This is a genomic window from Glaciihabitans sp. UYNi722 (assembly GCF_040549465.1).
Taxonomy (GTDB): domain Bacteria; phylum Actinomycetota; class Actinomycetes; order Actinomycetales; family Microbacteriaceae; genus Lacisediminihabitans.
The window spans coordinates 1-20,994 of the sequence record NZ_JBEPTL010000008.1 but is presented as its reverse complement, the minus strand read 5'-3'; the positions used below and the strand labels follow the sequence as shown (position 1 = coordinate 20,994).

18 protein-coding genes are annotated in these 20,994 nt (G+C 60.3%); 13 read left to right on the top strand and 5 right to left on the bottom strand.

The window, feature by feature from the left end:
• The first annotated feature begins 18 nt into the window (after nt 1-18).
• Both ABIB56_RS07590 and ABIB56_RS07585 read left to right on the top strand, forming a co-directional pair.
• Nucleotides 19-894 (top strand): fumarylacetoacetate hydrolase family protein, encoded by an 876-nt coding sequence (locus ABIB56_RS07590; RefSeq protein ID WP_354568533.1) that lies wholly within the window; start codon nt 19-21, stop codon nt 892-894.
• Complete coding sequence (locus ABIB56_RS07585; protein ID WP_354568532.1) at nt 891-1,658, top strand: GntR family transcriptional regulator; 768 nt, start codon at nt 891-893, stop codon at nt 1,656-1,658. Before ABIB56_RS07590 ends, ABIB56_RS07585 begins: the two co-directional genes overlap by 4 nt.
• Before the next feature lie 11 nt (nt 1,659-1,669).
• Here ABIB56_RS07585 and ABIB56_RS07580 read toward each other — a convergent pair whose 3' ends face one another.
• Nucleotides 1,670-2,758 (bottom strand): quinone oxidoreductase family protein, encoded by a 1,089-nt coding sequence (locus ABIB56_RS07580; RefSeq protein ID WP_354568531.1) that lies wholly within the window; start codon nt 2,756-2,758, stop codon nt 1,670-1,672.
• A 177-nt stretch (nt 2,759-2,935) separates the two neighbouring features.
• Between ABIB56_RS07580 and ABIB56_RS07575 the strand changes: the two genes are divergently transcribed.
• The 6 genes from ABIB56_RS07575 (at nt 2,936) to ABIB56_RS07550 (ending at nt 9,738) form a co-directional block, all read left to right on the top strand.
• Nucleotides 2,936-3,847, top strand: a complete 912-nt coding sequence (locus tag ABIB56_RS07575; RefSeq protein WP_354568529.1) for a VOC family protein — start codon at nt 2,936-2,938, stop codon at nt 3,845-3,847.
• A 2-nt stretch (nt 3,848-3,849) separates the two neighbouring features.
• On the top strand, nt 3,850-4,839 hold the full coding sequence (locus ABIB56_RS07570) for an amidohydrolase family protein (protein WP_354568528.1): 990 nt from the start codon (nt 3,850-3,852) through the stop codon (nt 4,837-4,839).
• Between the two features lie 35 nt (nt 4,840-4,874).
• Nucleotides 4,875-5,879 carry a substrate-binding domain-containing protein gene (locus tag ABIB56_RS07565; protein ID WP_354568527.1) on the top strand — a complete coding sequence of 335 codons (1,005 nt, stop codon included), beginning with the start codon at nt 4,875-4,877 and terminating at the stop codon, nt 5,877-5,879.
• 16 nt (nt 5,880-5,895) lie between these two features.
• Nucleotides 5,896-7,320 carry an FAD-binding oxidoreductase gene (locus ABIB56_RS07560; RefSeq protein WP_354568526.1) on the top strand — a complete coding sequence of 475 codons (1,425 nt, stop codon included), beginning with the start codon at nt 5,896-5,898 and terminating at the stop codon, nt 7,318-7,320.
• A gap of 16 nt (nt 7,321-7,336) precedes the next feature.
• Nucleotides 7,337-8,740 (top strand): amidohydrolase family protein, encoded by a 1,404-nt coding sequence (locus ABIB56_RS07555; protein WP_354568525.1) that lies wholly within the window; start codon nt 7,337-7,339, stop codon nt 8,738-8,740.
• 107 nt (nt 8,741-8,847) lie between these two features.
• Entirely contained in the window at nt 8,848-9,738 is an 891-nt protein-coding gene (locus ABIB56_RS07550; protein ID WP_354568524.1) for an MBL fold metallo-hydrolase, read from the top strand.
• A 3-nt stretch (nt 9,739-9,741) separates the two neighbouring features.
• Here ABIB56_RS07550 and ABIB56_RS07545 read toward each other — a convergent pair whose 3' ends face one another.
• Entirely contained in the window at nt 9,742-10,644 is a 903-nt protein-coding gene (locus tag ABIB56_RS07545; RefSeq protein ID WP_354568522.1) for an MBL fold metallo-hydrolase, read from the bottom strand.
• Nucleotides 10,645-10,751: 107 nt separating this feature from the next.
• Nucleotides 10,752-11,612 (bottom strand): LysR family transcriptional regulator, encoded by an 861-nt coding sequence (locus tag ABIB56_RS07540; RefSeq protein WP_354568520.1) that lies wholly within the window; start codon nt 11,610-11,612, stop codon nt 10,752-10,754.
• 1,461 nt (nt 11,613-13,073) lie between these two features.
• On the opposite strand from ABIB56_RS07540, the gene ABIB56_RS07535 reads away from it, so the two are divergent.
• From ABIB56_RS07535 to ABIB56_RS07520, 4 genes are all read left to right on the top strand, one after another.
• The gene (locus ABIB56_RS07535) at nt 13,074-14,204 is read left to right on the top strand and encodes a sugar ABC transporter substrate-binding protein (protein WP_354568519.1); all 1,131 of its coding nucleotides are present in this window, start codon (nt 13,074-13,076) and stop codon (nt 14,202-14,204) included.
• A gap of 118 nt (nt 14,205-14,322) precedes the next feature.
• Nucleotides 14,323-15,819 carry a sugar ABC transporter ATP-binding protein gene (locus ABIB56_RS07530; RefSeq protein WP_354568518.1) on the top strand — a complete coding sequence of 499 codons (1,497 nt, stop codon included), beginning with the start codon at nt 14,323-14,325 and terminating at the stop codon, nt 15,817-15,819.
• A gap of 27 nt (nt 15,820-15,846) precedes the next feature.
• Nucleotides 15,847-16,899, top strand: a complete 1,053-nt coding sequence (locus ABIB56_RS07525; protein ID WP_354568517.1) for an ABC transporter permease — start codon at nt 15,847-15,849, stop codon at nt 16,897-16,899.
• Complete coding sequence (locus ABIB56_RS07520) at nt 16,896-17,597, top strand: dienelactone hydrolase family protein (protein ID WP_354568516.1); 702 nt, start codon at nt 16,896-16,898, stop codon at nt 17,595-17,597. The genes ABIB56_RS07525 and ABIB56_RS07520 overlap by 4 nt, the downstream gene beginning before the upstream one ends.
• A gap of 215 nt (nt 17,598-17,812) precedes the next feature.
• Here ABIB56_RS07520 and ABIB56_RS07515 read toward each other — a convergent pair whose 3' ends face one another.
• Together ABIB56_RS07515 and ABIB56_RS07510 are read right to left on the bottom strand one after the other, a co-directional pair.
• Entirely contained in the window at nt 17,813-18,361 is a 549-nt protein-coding gene (locus ABIB56_RS07515) for a DoxX family protein (protein WP_354568515.1), read from the bottom strand.
• Between the two features lie 60 nt (nt 18,362-18,421).
• Nucleotides 18,422-19,681, bottom strand: coding sequence for an MFS transporter (locus tag ABIB56_RS07510; protein ID WP_354568513.1), 1,260 nt, complete (start codon nt 19,679-19,681; stop codon nt 18,422-18,424).
• Nucleotides 19,682-19,762: 81 nt separating this feature from the next.
• Between ABIB56_RS07510 and ABIB56_RS07505 the strand changes: the two genes are divergently transcribed.
• A complete protein-coding gene (locus ABIB56_RS07505; protein ID WP_354568512.1) occupies nt 19,763-20,653 on the top strand; it encodes a LysR family transcriptional regulator in 891 nt (296 codons plus the stop codon).
• The last annotated feature ends 341 nt before the right edge of the window (nt 20,654-20,994 follow it).

The window sequence follows — 20,994 nt, the reverse complement described above, 5'->3', positions numbered from 1 at the left end:
TGAAACTGGAGCACCACCTTGCGCATTGCAAACCTGTCCGGTCGAGCCGTCTTGCTTGGCGCGACCAAAGCCCTAGATATCGCTGTGGCGAGCGAAGGAGCATTCGGCCCCGACTCCCAATCGGTCTGGGATTCATGGTCCGCTTTCATCGCGTGGGCGATGCCGATCGAGGTCGACTCCAATCCAGCGGCGGAGGGCTACTCCCAGTCAGACCTTGCCGCCCCCGTTGCGAGACCGTCGCAGATCTTCGCTGTGGGACTCAACTATGCCGACCACGCCTCAGAGGCAGACATGGTTCTTCCCGAGAACCCGTTGGTCTTCACCAAGTTCCCGTCGAGCCTCACCGGTCCAAACGCAACCGTGACGCTCTCCAGCGACCACGTCGACTGGGAGGCCGAACTTGTCGTTGTCATCGGCAACGGCGGCCGAAACATCCCCAAGTCCGACGGCTGGTCTGCGGTCGCAGGACTCACGGTCGGACAAGATCTCTCCGACCGGACAGTGCAGAGCTGGGGGGCGCCGGCCGCACAGTTCGCGCTCGGAAAGTCGTTCGCCGGGTATTCGCCCACCGGACCCGCCGTCGTAACCACTGATGAGATCGGCGCGACAGGCCACCTGAACTCTCTCGATATCACGTGTTCGGTCGTCGACCCCGAAGGCGGCGAGCCCCGCATCCTGCAGAACGGAAACACCCGAGACCTGATCTTCTCCGTACCCGACCTTGTGGCGCGACTTTCGGCCGTCGTCGAGCTACGACCCGGCGACCTTATCTTCACCGGAACTCCCTCTGGCGTGGGGATGGGGCACAAACCGCCACAGTTCCTGAAGGTGGGCCAGCGACTGACGACTACAATCGAGGGCGTGGGCACGATCACTCAGACCCTGAAGGCATGAGCTTGCCCGGCTCGACTTCAGAAACCGCCGCCGCTGACCGGCTTGAAGACAGCGTCGAGTTCGCCTATCGCGCTCTCCGGGCAGAGATCCTTTCCGGCGCGCTTGCGCCCGGCGCCATCCTCTCGCAGGTGCAGCTCGCATCCCGTTTCGACATCAGTCGTACACCGTTGCGCGAGGCCCTCCGTCGTCTTCTAGCCGAGAATCTCGTCGTCGGGGACTTCAACCGACGAATGCGCGTTTCTGAGTTGAACCTCGATGACTTCGACCAAATCTACGCGATCCGGATCGCGCTCGAGCCAGTCGCCATCGCATCAACAATTGCTCACCTGACAGCACCGTCACGAGCGGTGCTAGAGAACCACGTCACGGCGATGGACGAAGCGATCGCCGTGCTCGATATCGACCGGTTCCGCGACGAGCACAGGGCGTTTCATCTCGGGTTGACCGTCGGTGGGGGAGCGCGGGTGGCGCGACTCCTCGAGGATCTCTGGGATAACAGCGAACGGTATCGCCTCACCTACCTTCATCACGACTACAACGACCCGGCGAGCGAGGCGACAAGAGCTCTCACCATCTCGCAGGTGGAGCATCGAAACATGTTGAATGCGGCGCTTGCCGGCGACGCCACGACGTGTATCGCGGCCCTCCTTCATCACCTGCAGCGTGCGCTGGACATTGTGTACGCGGAGGCCGCTGCGCAGCCGCGGGCACGAGTCACTGCTGAGGCGCTGCGTTTCGCACCTCAGCAGAGCATGCCGGCGTGAGACGATTCGCGTCAGATTTCGGGCGATACGCGCAGAATAGTGTGTCCGATGGACGTGCCTTCGAGGATTGCCTGGTGCGTCGCCGATGCCCGCTCGAGTGGATATTCGTGGATGAGATAGCCGGGTAGCCGGAATCCGTCCAGGACAAGCTGCCAGAATTCTGCCGTAATCGGTACCGTATGGCTGCGAACCCCCATCAGGGCAATGCTCTTGCTGTAGAGCGTTCGAGCAGGCACCGGCAGAACCGGCATCTCGGGAGTGCCAATAGCACCTGAGACTACAATTCGGGCACCGTTGGCGAGCGTCGGAAAATAGCTCTCGAAGACGTCAGGAGCGCATACGTTGTCAATGACGGCGGTGGGCTTTCGGCCCCCCGAGGCCGTGAGAATCGCTTCGGCAAGATCGGGACGTGCGGAGTCCAGCACAATATGACCACCGCGGGGAGCGTTGGAGGCCCGCCGGCTGAGACCGATCATCGTCGCGCCAAGTGTCGATCCGAGGGAAGCGACGACGCTTGCAAGAGCGCCCGTCATTCCGGTCACGAGAATCACCGAATCGGGGCCGGCCAATGCCGTGCGCAATTGTGTGAGCCCGATCGGGCCGGTCGCCGCTAGCGCCGCTGCTTCGGCGAGGTCGATGCCGGCCGGGAGACGGTGAACCTGGTCAGCGTGCACCGATGTGTACTCAGCGTATGAGCCCCAGCGATGGATACCAATCATCTCCAGCTCCGCGCACTCGTTGTCGTTACCCGATCGGCACGCCGCGCACACCCCGCACACATGGTGGTTCATCACGGCAACGCGTGCGCCGACGAGAGATCCGGCGACTCCGTCCCCCACCGCAACGATCACGCCCCCGAAGTCTCCACCGAGAACATGAGGCAAGGTCACTTCTCGTGAAAACGGGTGCTTGCCTGACCGAGTGCCGCCGTCGCGCGTGCGCGACACCTCAACCGCTCCAACTCGAACCACAACCTCACCAGGCAACACGGCCGGGGACGCGACCGTCTCAAGCTGCATCACATCGGGGCCCCCAAAATCACGGATGACGATTGCGCTCATCGTGGGCGGAAGCAGGGTTCGTTCTGTGTCGATTGTCACGGCATTCTCCATTGACTGCGTTCCGCTCGCACGAGGGTGGATAGGGGATTTAGAAGGCGCGGTCAAACTTAGTGTAGACAGATCGAAATCTTCTGTCTACAGTTTGCAGAACGGCTCCCCACACGCGGGGAGCTGGTCACCGCGCAACGAGGCACAGTAAAGAGGAAGAGGTCAGTGATGACTACCGCCCCAGACCAGGCTCCCGCGATGGTGTCGAAGATCGGATATGTCGGCTTCGAAACCACCGATGTCGACCGGATGGTGGATCACTATACGAACACCCTCGATTTCGTACTTGTGGAGGGCGACAGTAAGCGTGCCTTTCTCACGACGTCGTTCGATCACCATTCGATGGTGATCGAGAAAGCACCCGATGCCAAGGCTCGCAGTTTTGTCGGTTTCCAGATCCAGGGCGACCTCGACAGCGCAGAGAACGGCTTGAAAGACAAGGGATACGCGGTCGAACGTCGCAGCGACATCGGGCCCGCGACGCCGGACGTCCTCGTCGTGCTCGAGCCGATGACGGGCACACCCATCCATCTATACGACGAACAGTCAGGCAGTAGGGTCAGTGCCTTCGACGCCCTGACCCCTACCAAGCTGGGCCACGTCGCTGCTTTCACTCCGGATCTGGCCCCTATGCAGGCTTTCTATCAGGACCTTCTCGGTTTCAAGTGGTCAGACACAGTGAGCGACTTTTTCGTGTTCATGAGGTGCAACTCTGACCATCACGCCGCCAACTTTATGGCCTCAACTAAGTTCAGCGGAATGCACCATGTCGCGTTCGAGACTCGGGACTCGACTCATCTCCAACTGCTACTTGACCACATGGCGAGCCGCGACGTTCGACTGGAGTGGGGCCCCGGTCGTCACGGGCCAGGCCATAACATCTTCACCTACCACCGTGACCCTGACGGCAACAATATCGAGCTATTCACCCAGCTCGACACGATCGTAAGCGAGGAGCTCGGCTATTTCGAGCCGCGACCGTGGCATTCCGATTTCCCGCAGCGACCCAAGACCTGGGAGGCCGACCTGGCGACGATGAACAGCTGGGGCCCGATCAACTTTGAACATTTGGAGCGATAGCGATGAAACTCATCGGCCTTGAGGAGCATGTGGTGACGGCCGACGTTCTCGCCGCCTGGCAGGCACTTGAGCCGCAGTGGCAGGATCTGGCGCTGGCCCCGTCGTCCGTCGGCGACAATGCCCGACGTCTCGCCGAAGTCGGACCTGAGCGTATCGCGGCGATGGACGCCACGGGCCTCGATGTGCAGGTGCTGTCTCTAAGCACTCCCGGTGTGCAGAATCTCGAAAGCGGGGACGCGGTGCGCCTTCAGTCCGCTACCAACGACACCATTGCCGAGGCCGTGCGCCGCAATCCTGACCGCTTCCAGGGGTTCGCGACACTTGCGACGTCGTCGCCGGCCGACGCAGCCCGCGAGCTCGAACGCGCCATCACCCAGCTTGGGCTGAACGGCGCGATGGTTTTCGGGCGAACACGCGAGAAGTCGATTGACCATCCAGACTTCCTCCCGATTTTCGAGACCGCTGCTGCCCTTCATGCTCCGCTCTATCTGCACCCGCAGTCGCCACTCCCCAGTGTGCGCGAAGCGTACTACAGCGGTTTCACACCTCCGGTCGAGGCGGCTTTCGCATCTCACCGGATTGGGTGGCACTATGACGCGGGAGTGCAGCTGCTGCGTCTGATTCTGAGCGGTGTCTTCGACAGGTTCCCCGAGCTTCAGGTGGTCGTGGGTCACTGGGGCGAGGTTGTCATGTTCTATCTCGAACGAATCGACCTCCTCTCTCAGTTCGCTAACCTCCCACGACCACTGTCGGACTATCTGCGCACTAACGTGTACGTCACCGCGAGCGGGATGCTCAGCCAGCGCTACCTCGGTTGGTCGAAAGAGATTATCGGCGTCGACCGGATCCTGTTCTCTACGGACTATCCCTTCGAGCCCGCCTCCCGGGGCGGTGCACGTCAATTCCTTGAGGACGCAGATCTCAGCCCTGAGGAGAAGGAGGGCATCGCCTCAGGGAATTGGGATCGCCTCTGCTCAGGCATCCTCAGGTAGAAATCGCTTCATCCAACCCCAGAAAGGAACCCCTCATGAGCAATCTAGAGTTGAGCGTAGGCCTATGGCACTACGACCACGCGCGTTCACTCTTCGATGGCACCGTCGCCATCGAGGGCGCGGATGCCACATTCGAGAGCGGACGAATCGTCTCTGACATCTTCGAGAACATGGTGCGAAACCGCAAATACGACGTGTCTGAACTCGGCCTCACGTTCTACCTCCGTACGCTCGAGTGGGGCAAGGAATCCCCGTTCGTGGCGATCCCGGTATTTCCCAACCGCCGATTCCGTCACACCGCGATCTACGTCAACACGAACAGCGGGATTACGAAGCCCGAGGACCTCGCAGGAAAGACGATCGGCGAGTTCGCCACCTACGGCCACGATGCGGGAATCTGGCCCAAAGGCATCCTTTCCGACGACTACGGGGTGACACCCGAGCAGTCCAAATGGGTCATCGGCGGTGTTGACTGGCCAATGAAACCGTTCGACTTCATCCCATTCATCCATCCTGACAGCGTCGACGTGAAACTCGCACCGGACGGTAAGGGTCTTGGTCCCATGCTCGAAGCCGGTGAGATCGATGCACTCATCACAGCTCTCGTCCCGAGAGCGTTCACCGACGGTTCTCCGAATGTGGCGCGCCTGTTCCCGAACGCCGAAGAGGTTGAGCGCGAGTATTTCAAACGCACCGGGATATACCCGATCATGCACACCGTGGTGATCCGTCGTGACCTCCTCGACACGCACCCCGGTTTGGCTCGCCGCGTCTTCGACGCATTCTGCGCCTCACGGGATGTGGAGATGGCTCGCCTCGAGCACGGACTGATGGACCACCACATCGATGTCACCTCACCCTGGTTCGACCACCTCTACGAACGCAACCGGAAGCTACTCGGTGACAACTGGTGGCCCTACGGGATAGACGCGAACCGTAAAAACATCGATACATTCCTGCGTTACACGTATGAACAGGGGCTGTCCAAGCGTCGTCTTACTGTCGACGAGATTTTCGCCCCCGAGCTTCTTGACACCTGATCGCCTCGGAGAAACCATGAGCACTGACACTATCCCCATCCGCTTCACCGATTTCCCGCCGACGTTCCGAGGCCCCACCCTGCGCCCTGGGGATCACGATTACCCTGAGGCGCGGCAGATCTGGAACATGCGCCGCGACGACGAGTTGCCGGCACTGATCGTGCAACCACTCGACGTCGACGACGTCGTCACCGCGATGAAATATGCGGCAAGTCACAACATTCCGGTCGCGGTCTGCGGTGGTGGGCATGGTATCGACGGCAATGCCATGCCCGAGGGTGCCCTAGTTGTCGATACCGCCAAGCTTCAGGACGTCACGATCGATCCGTCGACGAACCGAGTGACAATTCAATCGGGCGTCAAGCTTGGGCGGATGGACGCCGCCACCCAGGAGTACGGACTGATCGTCCCTGCTGGCGTCGTTTCCGACACCGGCGCGGCGGGCCTCACCCTAGGCGGAGGAATCGGACACAACGCCCGACGCTTCGGAGCGACAGTCGACAACCTAATCTCAATCGAGCTCGTCACCGCAGATGGGAGCGCCATCACAGCGTCTGCCGACAGCAACGCAGAATTGTTTTGGGGCATGAAGGGAGCGGGCCATAACCTCGGCATCGCTACTTCGTTGACGTATCAAGGGCACGAAGTGGGTCCGAAGGTAGTCAGCGGTCTCATCATTTTTTCGGCCGACGACGCGCCCCGTATCTTCGATGGTATCGATTCGGTAATGGCGGATGCTCCCCGTTCGCTCTCCTGCAACTTCCTAGTTCTGTTGGCCCCACCGCTACCTGGACTTCCCGACTTCATCGTCGGCACACCTATCCTTGTCGCGCTCGTGGTCTACACGGGGAGTGTGGAGAGCTATCCGGCCGCGATCAGCGGCCTAATCGGGTTGGCTTCTCCGATGGCGGATATGGTCGCTCCATCAACCTGGCTGGAAGCGAACTCGATCGTCGATGCGTTCGAGCCGCCCGGGCGCCGACAGTACATGGTAGGGGGCTACCTCTCCGGGTTGAATGGCGATATTGCTCGCAAGGCTGTGGCTGCGATCACAAACTCTCCACGCCCCAAATCCCCATTGCCCAGCTGTTTGATCACCTTCCCAGTGCTGGGCGGTGCGCTGCTTGACGCCGATGAGGATTCCGCCGCGTTCTCACGAATCGGCGCGCAATGGTTATTGGAAGTTGCGTCGGAGTGGGACGACGGTTCCGACGACTCAGAATATTCGCCGTGGGTCGACGTCACCATCGCCGAATTCTCCACCGATCTCGCAACCAACGCCTACACCAACCTGACCGCCGACCGTGGTCCCGAGTGGCTTCGCGGGGCGTATGGCTCGCAGGACAAATGGGACCGCATTGTTGAGTTGAAACGTGTGTGGGATCCGAATAACCGATTCGCCTACAACAAGAACGTGACACGCGCTGTCGAATCGGCGTGAGAAGGAGGCTGCAATAATGCACGTTCTCGTCCAAGGCGGACATGTTCTGAGCATGGATCCGGAGATCGGTGACATTCCCAGTGGGGACGTGCTCATCGTCGATGGTCGCGTCTCGGCCGTCGGAGTGGGGCTGGACCCTGGCGACGCTGTGGTCGTCGATGCGAGGGGAGCGGTCGTTCTGCCCGGTCTGGTTGACGGCCACCGGCACCTCTGGCAGTCCCTGCTTCGCGGGGCCGCGGCGGACTGGACATTGCCCGAATACATGGTCGAAGCAAGATCGATGTACTGCGCTTGCTTTGATCCAGATGCCGCTTACTTTGCCAACTATCTCGGAGGTGTGGAGTCACTCGCGGCGGGAATTACTACGGTTGTTGACCACAGTCATCTGCAGACGTCACCAGAGATTACCGATGCCCTCGCTCGAGGGTTGTTGGATAGTCGCGTTGGCGGGGTCTTCTGTTACGCACTCCAAAACGTCCCAGTTTTCGCTTCAGGGGACGTTGTCGACCCCGATGAGGTCCGAGAACTGATCACGCGCGCGCCGGACGAATGGCACGACTCCAATTTCGTCCGCATCCGAGAGTTGCTGTTCGCTAAACCTAATCAGCGTCTTCGACTCGGCATTGCACTTCCCGAGTCGGCAGCGTACATGCCCTTGATCGCTGTCAGAGAGCTGCTCGAAAGAGTTGCCGCGCTGGATCCCTACCTCCTCACGGGCCATTGGGACGCGGGCACCTCTGAACCAGTTGCGCGTGAACTTGCGGATCACGGCGAGTGGCCCGAGCACACGTCACTCACGCACTGCAATCACCTGAGCGACGACGACCTCACAGCTCTGGCCGCCGCGCGAGTGGGGATCTGCACTACTCCCGACATCGAATGCGGGATGGGAACCGGTCCACTCATTGCGCGGCGCTACGTCGAAATCGGCGGCAGCGCGAGCCTCGGAACCGACCTTTCGAGCTACTCGCGGGCCGACATCATCCAGCAGGCCCGTCTGCTGCTGCAGGTAGAGCGGATGACCGCAGCGCAGCGGACCGGTGCCCTGCCCACCAAGATCGATTGGCGGGCGCGTGACGTTCTTGAACTCGCAACGCGGATCGCTGCGGAATCTCTCGGAATGGGTGACGAAATCGGCACGCTAACTCCCGGTAAACGCGGCGACGTCATCATCGTGCGTCCGGATACTCTCGCCTCGGGCGGCGATGCTATCGCGACTGTGCTTTTTTCCACCTCGCCAGCGGAAGTTGACACCGTCATCGTCGAGGGCGAGATAGTCAAGCGCGATGGGATGATGGTCGATATTGACCTCGATCGCCTCCGGCGGCAGGTATCAGGCGCCGCCGATCGAGTGCGTGCCCGGTACGCGGCTTTGCCGCGAGATGCTGTGCAGCAGGTCTGGGCGGGAATGTTCGGGTAGCCATACTCCGTCGGTATCAAGAGTCTTCAGCGGGTGTTGGACGTCCGGGAGATCAGCGGGTCTACTGGACTTACCCCTAAAAGTGCACGTCGAAGGAGCTCAGCACCATGTCAGACAACGCCACACCCGAACCAATCGTCACCATTTCGGAAGTGACCGAGTTGGCTCCCGGCTTGCTCGTCATCCCGAACCGCAACGTCGACCTCGTTCCAAATATTGGCATTATCTCCGGGTCGGACGGCGTCCTCGTCATCGACACCGGGATGGGGCCTGTCAATGCCCAACGGGTTTTGGACTACGCCCTCGAAGTCGCCGCCGGGCGTCGGCTGTACCTCACGACCACACATTTCCACCCCGAACACGCCTTCGGCGCGCAAGTCTTCGTTGACAAGGCGACGTACATCGCGAATGCTGCGCAGGCACAGGACCTTGCCAACAAAGGCGGCCCCTACCTCCAGATGTTTCGCGGACTCGGCGAGGCCGTCGCAAAGCAACTGGAGGGCGTAGAGGTCGTCCAGCCTGACGTCGTGTATGAGACGGATTCATACACCCTCGATTTGGGAGGACGCACCGTTGAGTTGCGGCCGACGGGTCGCGGCCATAGCAAGGGTGACCAGGTGGTTGTCGTCGACGAAGTTATGTTCACCGGCGACCTAGTCGAAGCGAGTCAATTCGCGATATTCCCTTGGTTTCCGCCACACGACGTGGATGTGTCTGGCGTTCTCTGGCTCGATGTCATGGATGGCCTGGTCGCGAGCGCACCCAGTGTGGTTGTGCCGGGGCACGGCGACGTCGGTGGACCTGAGCTCTTGTTGCAGGTGCGCGACTACATCAGGGAGCTGCGTGACGAGACCTGGAGCAGGGCGGAGGCGGGTCTCTCTGACGACCAAGTAAAGGACGAGGTCACCGCGGTGCTCATCGAACGCCACCCGAATTGGGCCGGTCGTGAATGGATTGGCACAGGCGTCGCCTGCCTTCTGGCTGAGCGGGCTGCCTGATGATCATGCCCCGGTGTAGAAGGCCTTCACCAGAGACCTGACCCATCGGGGCGCTCCCCATGTTGGCCACTGAGTCATCGAGTATTCCTCGATACGCGTACCCGCCTCCTCAAGCGAGACTCCCTCGCTTCGCAGCCGGCGAGAGGCGGTACGCACGTAGTCAAGATAGTCACGAACCCCCCGGATCTGATCGGTGTCGGTTACTTCGCCGTGTCCCGGCACGACGACCGGAATGTCGAGGGCGACAAGTTCGTCGAGCGCATCGATCCATCGGTCGCCGTCAAAGTGGGTGTCGAAGGGGGGGACGTAGGGGATGATGGGGAACATTCGGGTTTGAAAAAGGTCGCCGCCGAATAGGACACGACTGTCGATCGTGATGGTCTGGTCGTCGGCTGTGTGTGACACTCCCCAGTCACGAAGAACGGCTCGTGTTCCGCCGAGGTCGATCTCGAGAGACCCCGAGTAGGTCAGGGTCGAGTCGACAAGTTCTAGTCCTTCGAACTCCGCTGCGACCTCTGTGCCCAGTCCGATAAAAGGTTCCGCGTACGAAGGGGCGTTCTCGCGGAGGCGCGTTCGTTGCGATGTGCTGTAGATGATGGTGGCCTCCCCTGCGAAGGACTGCGCGCCGAAGCCATGGCCAGGGTCGAGCTGGGTGACGGCGAGATAGAGGGGTCGTGATCCTGTAAGCCGCTTTGCCTGATCGAGCACGTAGGCTCCGTTTCGACGACCGACCCCGGTGTCGATGACCAATGAGGCGCTGTCGCCCACGACAATTCCGATATTCGGTACCAGGGAGACACGGTGGTCGGGGATGACGTAGACGTTGGTTGAGATCTCGACCGGATCGCCTTTCACGATCGGAGGCGTGTACGTTCCTGCGAGCTCCGACTGCCGGGTGTCATTCATGCGCGTGCACGTCCTTATTTGAGGGAGTTTGGCTTCTTCCACTCCAATGCCCAGGGTGAGTGGCGTCCAACACTTCTTCGTCACCGTCCATACCTCGCGGGTATCGCTTAGCGGTACACGGCGCGTGCGATCTCAACCAGCGATTGAATGAGTGGGTTGGAGGTCCCAGTGTTCCAGGCGACAACCGTTCGACTGGGGGGCATGTCAACGAGCCTGACCGCAGTGAGCCCTTCCGGGAGTGCGTGCACGAGTGGGGTGAGGCCAATGGTCCCGTTCCACAGAACCGCCTGGAGACATTCGGTGACGGTTCGGACGACGGGTCCCTCTCGCCGTGTTTCCAACGGAGCGTCACCATTCCAGTAGGCGCACCATATCGGGTCGGTGCCGGTGGGAAACTGGAACCAGCGACGTTCAGAAACGTCGCTGAGTGTGAGGCTTTCGCGACCTGCGAGCGGGTCATCCGCGCGAAGCACGACACCGACCGGGTCTGATCGGAGGGTCTGGTAGCTGATGCCGGCGAGCGTAAACGGTACCCGGGTGAGGGCGACGTCGACGAGCCCCGCGCGGAGTCCAGTGGTCGGATCGGCGAGGTCGGCCTCCCGGATTCGGATGTCGATGCCCGGATGTCGTGCACGGAATCTCTCGGCCAGCCGACCCCCGGTCTGTTCGGCGCTGTCGACAAGGGTTCCGATTGTGAGCGAGGCTGCCCCTCCCGCGGCAGAAACCCGTGACCGCGCCCGGTCCGCTCGCTCTAAGAGAGCCCGCGCCTCATCCAGGAGAACCGTTCCCGCTGGCGTAAGCGACACGCCGTTTGATGTACGTTCAAGCAAGGCGACGCCGAGGTCCGTCTCAAGTTCCTTAATGGCACGACTGAGAGGCGGCTGGGTCATTCGGAGCCGCACCGCGGCTCGGCCAATGTTTCGTTCTTCAGCGACGGCAACGAAGTAGCGGAGCAAGCGCGGATCCACGAGACTAGGTTAGCTCGACATCAATCCTGCAGACAGAAAACCTTCAACACTCTTGATCTTCAGCATATCGACCAGGGTCAAGTGGAAGCATGACCATAACCCCACGCAGCACCCTCGCACTAGACACGTCAGGCGGCGTCTCAGACGTCGTTCTCGTACACGTCTCAGGAGCCTCGCTTTCAAGTTGAAGTAATGATTCCGCCACGTCATCTGACGGTAATACGTTCCGCGGAGTGGCGGCTACTCTCCTGGCGGTCAGCCGAGCACGTTCCCGGTTTCTACCCGATAGAAACTCTCCTCGCCGGCGCTACTGTCTGTTTTTCATGCACTGCAGGACCCCGTGTTTGAACTGATCTACTAGTAATCCGTGCCGCGGCCGAGTTGAGGTTTCATTTGTCTGGGGACTGGTCAGACCAGGTCTTTGACCGTTCACCGAGGTAAACGGTTGCGCGACCGTCATGGTCGCGTCCCCGGAAATTACTGGCGAGATGTGGAAGAAACTGCAGAGCGCTGATATCACGGTCGTCGTCAGCGCGACGACAGGTCGCGCAAAATGCGACATCGCGGCGCCGAGCCGCTGAGTAATACACCAAGAGCTCTGATGCTCTGAACATCGCCCAGGGAGACGGGCAATCAGGCAGAAGATCCAGGGCCATTCGAGTCGCACGCTCACGAAACTCGAGGGGATATTTCTTGGGCATAAACGAATCCTTTCAAAGAAAAAAAATGGCACGAAACCCGGGACGGTTCATCTAGACGCGTACCCGACCTCCGCACAACTCCAGAACTACGCGGGCATTACCACCGCAGCCTTGTGTGCCACACCGAATATTGAGTAGGTGCAAGGAGGCGACTCACCCTGATAGCCATTTGAGCTACTGATTCCCTTGAACATGTAGACAGATGCGGCATTTCTGTCTACAGTTTTATGATCGTCCCATGATGGCGCGGTACTCCACCTAAGGAAAAGCAGATGGCCGGTCCGAGCATGTATAGACCGCTTCCGCATGAGTCGGGCAGGGGCGAGAATCCGGTATTGGATCGCCCGTTTCTCGACGGGATGCTACAGAAGTGGGATGGCCGGCAACGGATCGCTGACCTGCTGTCCGAGGGGCAGTTGGTGTGCTCGATCTCCCAGGCGATGTTGCGTGTGAAGAACTCTAAGGACTGGGGGGTAATTACTGCTACAGGCGTGCTCCGTACGCGGCCCATAGAACTTCCGAAATCGGCGACAGTTCTCTTTAGGCCAGCCCGATACGTCCCTTGGGTGATCGCTGAAGTGCCGCTCTCACTGCGGAAACTAAGGAGGCAATCGCAGATTGGCTCTTCGAATTTAGATGTTCGGGATGGCCAACTGACCAATCAGCGCCGATCTGGTTCACAGCAAATCGGTTCATGAAATATCGGCGATCGGGAGCACCCCGATTGCTATTGCTCAATCAACGGAGATATGAGGAAGAAATGATTCGACCCAAGAGAATTGGTCTTGCACTCACTGCTGCCCTCGCGGCTAGCCTGAGCGTGGCGGGATGCACATCCGCTCCCGTTCAGAGTGGTTCGCCGGCAAACGCTGCAGCTACGGCGGCAGGCCAGAAGGCGGCCGAGGCCGCGATCGCTCCTTACATCGGGCATCCATCGCCGTTCCCCAAGTTCGACCCGCTGAAAACCCTGCCCACTGGCAAGACGGTTGCGTTCATCGGCACTCCCACACCTTTCACGTCCGTGCTCTACGGTCTCGTTCAGGGGGCCGGCAAGACTATGGGTGTCAAAATTACGCAGGTGAATGCCGGATTCGCCGCAGACTCCATTGCATCAGCCTTCAACACTGTTGTTGCGCAGAAACCGGACGCCGTGATTGTCTCGGGAATCGACATGCAACTGTGGAAGACCCAGCTCGCGGAGCTTCAAAAAGCGGGTATCCCGGTTGCTGTGGCTGGCGCCACAGGGACTGCTGCCTTCGGTATAAAGGGAGCGCAGGCTGCCGAGTCGTACTCGAACGTGGCGGGTGCATTGGTGGCGGATTACGTGACGGCCAAGCTGAGCACAAAGTCGCAGGCGGTGATCTACACAAACCCGGAGCTAGGGTTTACTACCGACGAAGCCAAGGCAGCGTCGGCGGAGTTGGCCAAAGTCTGCCCCGGCTGTTCGGTCCGAAGCGTCAGTATCCCACTCGCCACAGTGGGCAACAAAGCTCCGAGCACCATAGTGGCGGACGTCCAGTCGCACCCCGGCACAACGGTAGCAATCTTCCCCAACAACGAAGTGACTACCGGTCTGCACGCGGCCCTATCAGCAGCGGGACTCAAACTGGCTCTCGTCGGCGTGGCGTCAGCCCCCGGACAACTTCAAGATATTAAAGACGGGACTCAGACCGTCGGCCTAGCCTTCGACTCGCCGGTTCTCGCGTGGAACCTCGTCGACGAAGTCGCCCGGGAGATGGCCGGTCAGAAGCTCACCGACTATGAACTCGCTGGCAGCGCAGTCCAACAATTTCTCACAAGCAAAGAGATCACCTTTGACCCGTCTCGCGGGTGGACGGGATATCAGGACTTTGCCGCGCGCTATTCCCTCGCTTGGGGCGTCAAAAACTAGCTGCGTATGGCTTGTCGCCAGATTCGAGCTACTCCTCGGATCCGGGGACTGGCCGCGAAGCTCCTGATTAGCCGGCGCCGAAGGCGCTTTATTCTCAAACGCGAAAGGTCACAATTCGATGGATACGGCGCTGCTTAAGGTGGCAAACCTTTCGATGACGTTTCCAGGCCTCAAGGCGCTCGACGATGTCTCACTAACGGTTCGGGTCGGCGAAATTGTCGGGCTCCTTGGGCAAAACGGTTCGGGGAAGTCCACGCTGGTGAAAGTTCTCGCAGGACTTTATGTCGCCGACGCCGGGTCCCAGATCCAACTTACGGAAGGGAAAGAGGGGATCTCTGAGATTCACTTCATTCACCAGGACCTTGGCCTTATTGAGTCGCTATCGACAGTCGAGAATCTCGACCTTACACGTCCACTCGGATCCCGGGGGTTCAGACCAAACCCCGTGAGGGCAGAGCGGAACGAAGCCCGTGAACTAATCGCCGAGTTCGGTGGCAGATTCGATGTCGACCTGCCGCTCTCGTCGCTTTCCCCTGCCGAACGCACTATCGTCGCGATTGCCCGGGCATTGTCCGGGTGGACCCATAGCTCGAACGTTCTCGTGCTCGACGAGCCGACCGCGTCGCTCCATGGTGAGGAGGTCAACCTTCTATTCACAGCGGTACGTCGCGTGGCGGAACGTGGTGCGGGTGTCGTATTCATCTCGCATCGGCTCGATGAGGTTATGGGTCTCGTTGACCGGGTTGTGATCCTGAGAGACGGGCGACTCATCGCGGACGTGCCTCGAGCCGACCTCCACCACGACGACCTTGTCAAGCTGATTGCCGGAGCCATGATCGATGTCGACACCGGTCGCGGACAGTCGAGCGTCGGTGCGCCAGCACTCGAAATAAACGGAGCATCGGGCGCGGTGCTTCGAAACCTCGACCTGACGGTAGGTTCTGGCGAGATAGTCGGTGTTTCCGGCAGCCTTGGCTCCGGACGCGAAGAGCTTGCCTCAATTATCTTCGGGGCTAGCCCAGGGTCGATTGTGTCTCTCGCAGTGCGTTCTCGACCGCTGACGCGTCTCGGTCCGCGCGCTGCAATACGCGCGGGAGTCGCGTTCGTGCCGGGTGATCGGCATCGCTTCGGTGCCATCGTTCAGATGTCTGCGCGTGAGAATCTGACTTTGCCACGGCTTCGACCACTTACGCGTGCCCTTGGCTGGCTTGATGCGCGTGCGGAAGTTCGTGAAGCACGTTCCTGGGCCGCACAGGTCGGCTTGCGGCCGGAAAATCCGGAGTATCGGTTTGGCCAATTCAGCGGGGGTAATCAGCAAAAGGTTGTACTGGCGAAGTGGCTGCGGAACGAGCCTGCCGTGCTGTTGCTTGACGAGCCCACCCAGGGTGTCGACGTGGGTTCGAAAGCCGTCATCTTCCGGCTCATTGCGGAGGCGGCCGAGGCGGGAGCCGGTGTCCTGATCTGTTCGTCTGATACTCGCGAACTTGCCCAGACCTGCGATCGCGTCATTGTGCTCCGTGACGGTGTCGTTGTTGCGGAAGTGCGTCGGCCCGATCTAACCGAAGCGGCACTGGTGAGCGCCTCCCTTGGGAGACCCCGCACGACTGATTTTTGACTCGAACACAGAAAGGCAAGACCCGAAATGACCCAAACCGACCGTTTAAGCACCGACGCACCAACCCGACGCGGGCGTCTGCTGCGAACATTGTCGTTTAAGCGTATCAGTGCGATCTATGTGTTCGTCATACTGTTCGTCGTCTTTTCGATCTGGGTACCTCAAACGTTCCTGCGAATCGAGACGTGGACCGCGTTACTCGACAGCCAAGCAGTCACGGTAATAGTCGCGATTGGGCTGGTTATCGCGCTGTCCGCTGGCGCGTTTGACCTCGCGATCGGGGCCGAGGTGGGCTTCGGGTCAATCATGCTTGCGTGGCTGTTGGTCCGCGCTGGTGTCCCCGATTTTCTCGCATTGATTCTTGCGGTGGGAATCGGGGCCATGGTCGGCTTGGTCAATGGGCTGCTCATCGTGAAAGTGCGAATTGACTCCTTCATCGCGACTCTGGCAATGAGTTCCATACTTCTTGCTCTCATTGCCTGGGTCTCGAGCAGTCAACAGATTTTAGGGTTACCTCAGACGCTCGTGTCCATATCGCTTGCTCAGGTGTTTGGCATCACCGTCCCAGTACTGGTTATGTTGATTGTCGCCATCATCGTTTGGTACGTGCTCGAGAAGACGCCTGTCGGGCGCAGGATTTACGCGACAGGGGGGAACATCGAAGCCGCGAGGCTCGCTGGTGTCAATGTGTCAGCGGTCGTAGTCGGCTCGCTCGTCGTCTGTGGCGCAATCTCGGCGCTCGGTGGTTCCATTGTTAGTTCCCGTTTGGGGACCGGCGATCCGTCGATCGGACCCGCTTATCTACTCCCAGCCTTCTCAGCAGCATTCCTTGGGTCGACACAGTTCAAGGGCGGCCGCTTCAACGTCTGGGGCACGGTCGTGGCTGTGTACGTTCTGGCCACGGGAGTCCAAGGCCTTCAACTCGCCGGAGCTCCTATCTGGATCCCCGACCTTTTCAACGGGGTTGCGCTTCTGATTGCGGTCGGCCTAGCAAAGTTTCAAGGTCGTAGTGGCCGTACGAGTGCCATCCGCAAGATCATGCGAATGGATCGACGACGAACCATCAAGGAGATAAAATGAGAGGTCAGGACTTCGAACTTGTCGGGGACAACGGGCAGCGAATCGGCGCGTACGTCGCGCGGCCGTCCCGATTGCCTGCGCCTGGCGTAATTGTGCTGCAAGAGATCTTCGGCGTGAACCCCTTCATACGGTCCGTCGTCGATAAATTCGCGAGCCAGGGATTCATCGCCATCGCCCCGCAACTCTATTGGCGCCAGCAAAAGGATGTTCAACTCGACAGCGAGAAGGACGTGGACCAGGCACTGGGGTTTCTCCGCAATCTCGACGAAGGGGAGGCGCTTCATGATGCTCAGATTGCACTCGAGTTTCTTCGATCATCGCCAGATTGCACCGGAAAGGTTGCCGCCGTCGGCTACTGTCTTGGCGGCAAACTCTCCTATCTTTTGGCGGCTCGTTCGACTATCGATGCTGGCGTGTCCTACTACGGAACGGGCGTGCATACCGTCTTGGACGAGGCGACCGCTCTAAAGGCCCCAGTCATGCTTCACGTGGCGAGCGAGGACTACCTGTGCCCGCCCGCCGCCCAGAAACGGATCGTTGAAGTTTTGGAGCCGCTCGCTAACGCAACAGTTCATCTATATAAAGGTGCCCCGCACGGCTTTGTGCGAATAGGGAAACCATATTACGACTCCGCAGCGGCAGAACTAGCCGACAGCCGAACAGGGGATTTTCTCAGAACGGAGCTCGATTTGAACTAAAGGTCTAGGGAGCCAACACCAGGGAGAGCGCCCCCTTAAGGCTGAGCCGTTTCCCGGACAGATGGTTGGTTGTCAGGTTCAAGGAGACACGATGGATCTTTTTCTCCGCGGAAGATCGTCGGTGGACGACACATAACCTTCAGACCTTCCGACAGGAGTGTCGCATCAGCGACTAGCTTCCCCTGCCAAACATTCTGACGCGCGACAGTCGGCGTTCAGTTCGTGGCGGAGTCCTCGTCGTGGGCAAGCTCGAGTTCGTTTTTTAGGGTCGCGTGCCTCCGGCCGAGTTGAACTGCAATCGCGATCGGTATAGCGATGAGGCCAAGTGCACGCATCCACCCCTTGTCCAAGAGTCTCCCGGTGGCAGCGTCGAGGGAGAAATGTCCGGCGCCGCCGAGTGCGAATGATGCCGCTGCGAGGCCGAGTACCGCCGGGTATTCGAGCCCGTTCTTCGAGGCGAAGAAGCCATTGGATGCTTGCGCGCCTGCCGCGACGCCCATCGCGATAGCAGTGCTCGCCCCCGCGGCGGGCGTGGCGAGGCCTAGCGCGAGCGCGGCACCCCCGCCGGTCTCGATCAGCCCGGCTATGGTGGCGTGGCGTTCGCCGGGCCGGAAGCCCATCATGTGCATGCCGCGACCGACGCCGGCGATGCCTCCGCCGCCGAACCAACCAAACAGCTTTTGGCTGCCATGTGCGATGAAAACGGCGCCGACCGCGACACGAAGTAGGCCCGTGGCGAGGTTGATCGGGACATTGCTGCTCATTGAGTTCATTCCATTTCTGTTGGTGTTACGGCTCCGCAGACGGTCTGAGGCCGCTCTACGTCATGAGCCAGGCGAGGAAGATGTGTCGTTGGCCTGTTTGCGCGCGGCCATGGCCAGGCTTGACCAGTCGACGAGCACCAGCACGATGGCGGAGAAGCCAACGAGGACGGCGGTCGCGGGGAACACCCCGACGGCGAGGCCGACAAGAACCACTGGAATGGCCATCCCCGCGTACCCGATCAGGAAGATCACCGCGAGCAGTTCGCCGCGTGACTGCGGCGGCGCCAAAGAGGCCGCGACGCCTACGGCGGATCGGAACGCGATTCCGCCGCCAGCTCCCGCGACGATTCCCGCGACGAGGAACAGCGGCAGGCTCACCACCAATACTGACGTTGCAAGCCCGATCTGGCCTGCCGTCATCAGAATCGCGGCGAGCCAAAGCTGCCTTTTAATGCTCAGCTTTCCGGTGAGCACTTGTGCGACCGCCGCGGATCCGAATACAGCGAACACCACCAATCCGGCGATAAAGCGAGACGTCTCGTGCAGGGTGCCGACAATGAAGCTGGGGGCGAGCGAAGTGAAGATTCCAAAAAGCGCGAACGCGGAGAAGACGAGTGCAGCCGCCGAGGAGAAGGTCCCGCGAGCATCCTCAGGCAGACCGAGTCGCTGGGGGCGATAGGCTCGGCGCTCTTCCTGTCGCTCGACTGTTTCGGGAACGAACGCGACGGCGATTGCCGCGAGGCCTAGCAGAACGATGAACACGACAAACGGGGTCACCAGGGGTGCAACGACCCATTGGGAGAGGATCCCGCCAAGGAGAGGGCCCACCCCAATACCACCAATGTTCACGAGCGTGGACACGATTCCGGCCCTCCGCATGTCGCCTCCGGGATTCGCGGCAAGGCGGAGTTCACTGAGATGGGCCGTGGCGGTTGCGGTGAGAATGCCAACTCCAATGCCGGAGATGAAGCGAGCGACCAGCAAGCCGGGAACTTCAGGCCATACCAAGAACAGAACTGCCGACAAAAGCTCGATGACAATCGCCGCGAGGATTACGCGCCGTCTGCCGAGCCAATCGCTTACATGTCCTGCCAGGTAGAGGCTAAGCATCACGCCGGCCGCATAGGCCGCGAAGATGATAGTGATAGTGAATGTCGAGAACCCGTCACGTGCCTGGTAGATCGCATAAAGGGGAGTCGGCACCGACGCGTAGGCAACGACGATCAAGAACGCCGCGGCGATCACCCAGAATCCCGCGCTGTGATGCATGTTGCGAGCAGGGCGTCTCGTTGGCGCGGCGAGTGAACTGGTATTTGACATGGTTCAATGTTGCCCCCGGCCGGTAATCGAGTCCAACGAATATATTCGTTAGCAACGATCGGCATCCTCGATACTTGCTGAATGGATACACGTCAGTTGGAATACTTCGTCGCTGTCGCCGAAGAGCTCAGCTTCAGCCACGCCGCGGTGCGTCTGTTCGTCGCGCAGTCGACGGTGTCCGCTGGCGTCGGCTCACTTGAGCGGGAGCTGGGTGCTCGTCTGTTCGATCGTTCGAGTAAAGCGGTGGCGCTCACAGCAGCCGGCTCGGCCCTACTGCCGGAGGCACGTCACGCCATCGAGAGCATGGATCGAGTGCGAAACGCTGTAGCTCTGTCGGAAGCCGAGATCCGAGGTCGACTGCGGATCGGAACTTTCATCTCCCTCGACTCGATCGATCTCCCCCAGCTGCTCGGGGAGTTTCATCAACGGCATCCCCTGGTCGACATGCAACTGATCGCTTCCCCCTCGGGGTCCACCGGACTATTGGACGAAGTCCGTCAAGGTCGGGCCGACGTCGCGTTTATGGGCCTGCCCTCCCGGGAATTGACGGGCCTCCATGTCGTTGAGCTGGCCCGCTCATCTTTCGTAGCCGTGCTGCCGATGTCGCATCCGCTCGCTGCAGCAACTTCAGTGGATGTGGCCGATCTGGCCGGTGAGCGGTGGATCGACGCTCCCCGCGGGTATGCCAGCCGCGCTGTGCTCGATGGGCTTTTCAGAAATCGCGGCCTTGAGCGAATAATTTCCGCTGAGGTTGCCGACGCTGGAGAGATCCCGCGACTGGTAGCCGCCGGGCTCGGCGTTGCGGTGATCCCCGAGCTCATCTATCGGGCTGCGCCCGGTGTCGATATTCGACGCGTGAAACAGTACGGGCTTGAATTCGTAGTGAGCGTCATCAGCCGAGTCAATCCGACGCCAGCTGCGTCTGCTTTTCTGAATCTCATAGGCGAGCGAGGTGAAAATTCTCTGAAGTAAATAGGCGACTGAACCGCCCCATGAGAAGCAACCCCCGAGGGCGGAATACCGAAGCAACATCGATTCGCGTGCCAAAGCTATCGGCGGTAGTGGAGCATCCATCGCCCAGTAGTCCTAGCGTCACGTAATCGCGGATCTCGCCAACATCGACGCCGCGAGCCAATAGGCAACGTGCGACTGAGGCGACTTCCGTAGTTTCTCTCTATCGTCCGCCGCCGCTGCGCATATCGATCCCTGCCAAAGGCCGGCGAATTCAGGTGGTGAGTGCAACACCCTGAGTTCTGTGGGGTGTTGTCGATGGGCAGACCGTGGTCGCCATTGAGTGTTCGTTTGTCGTTCTG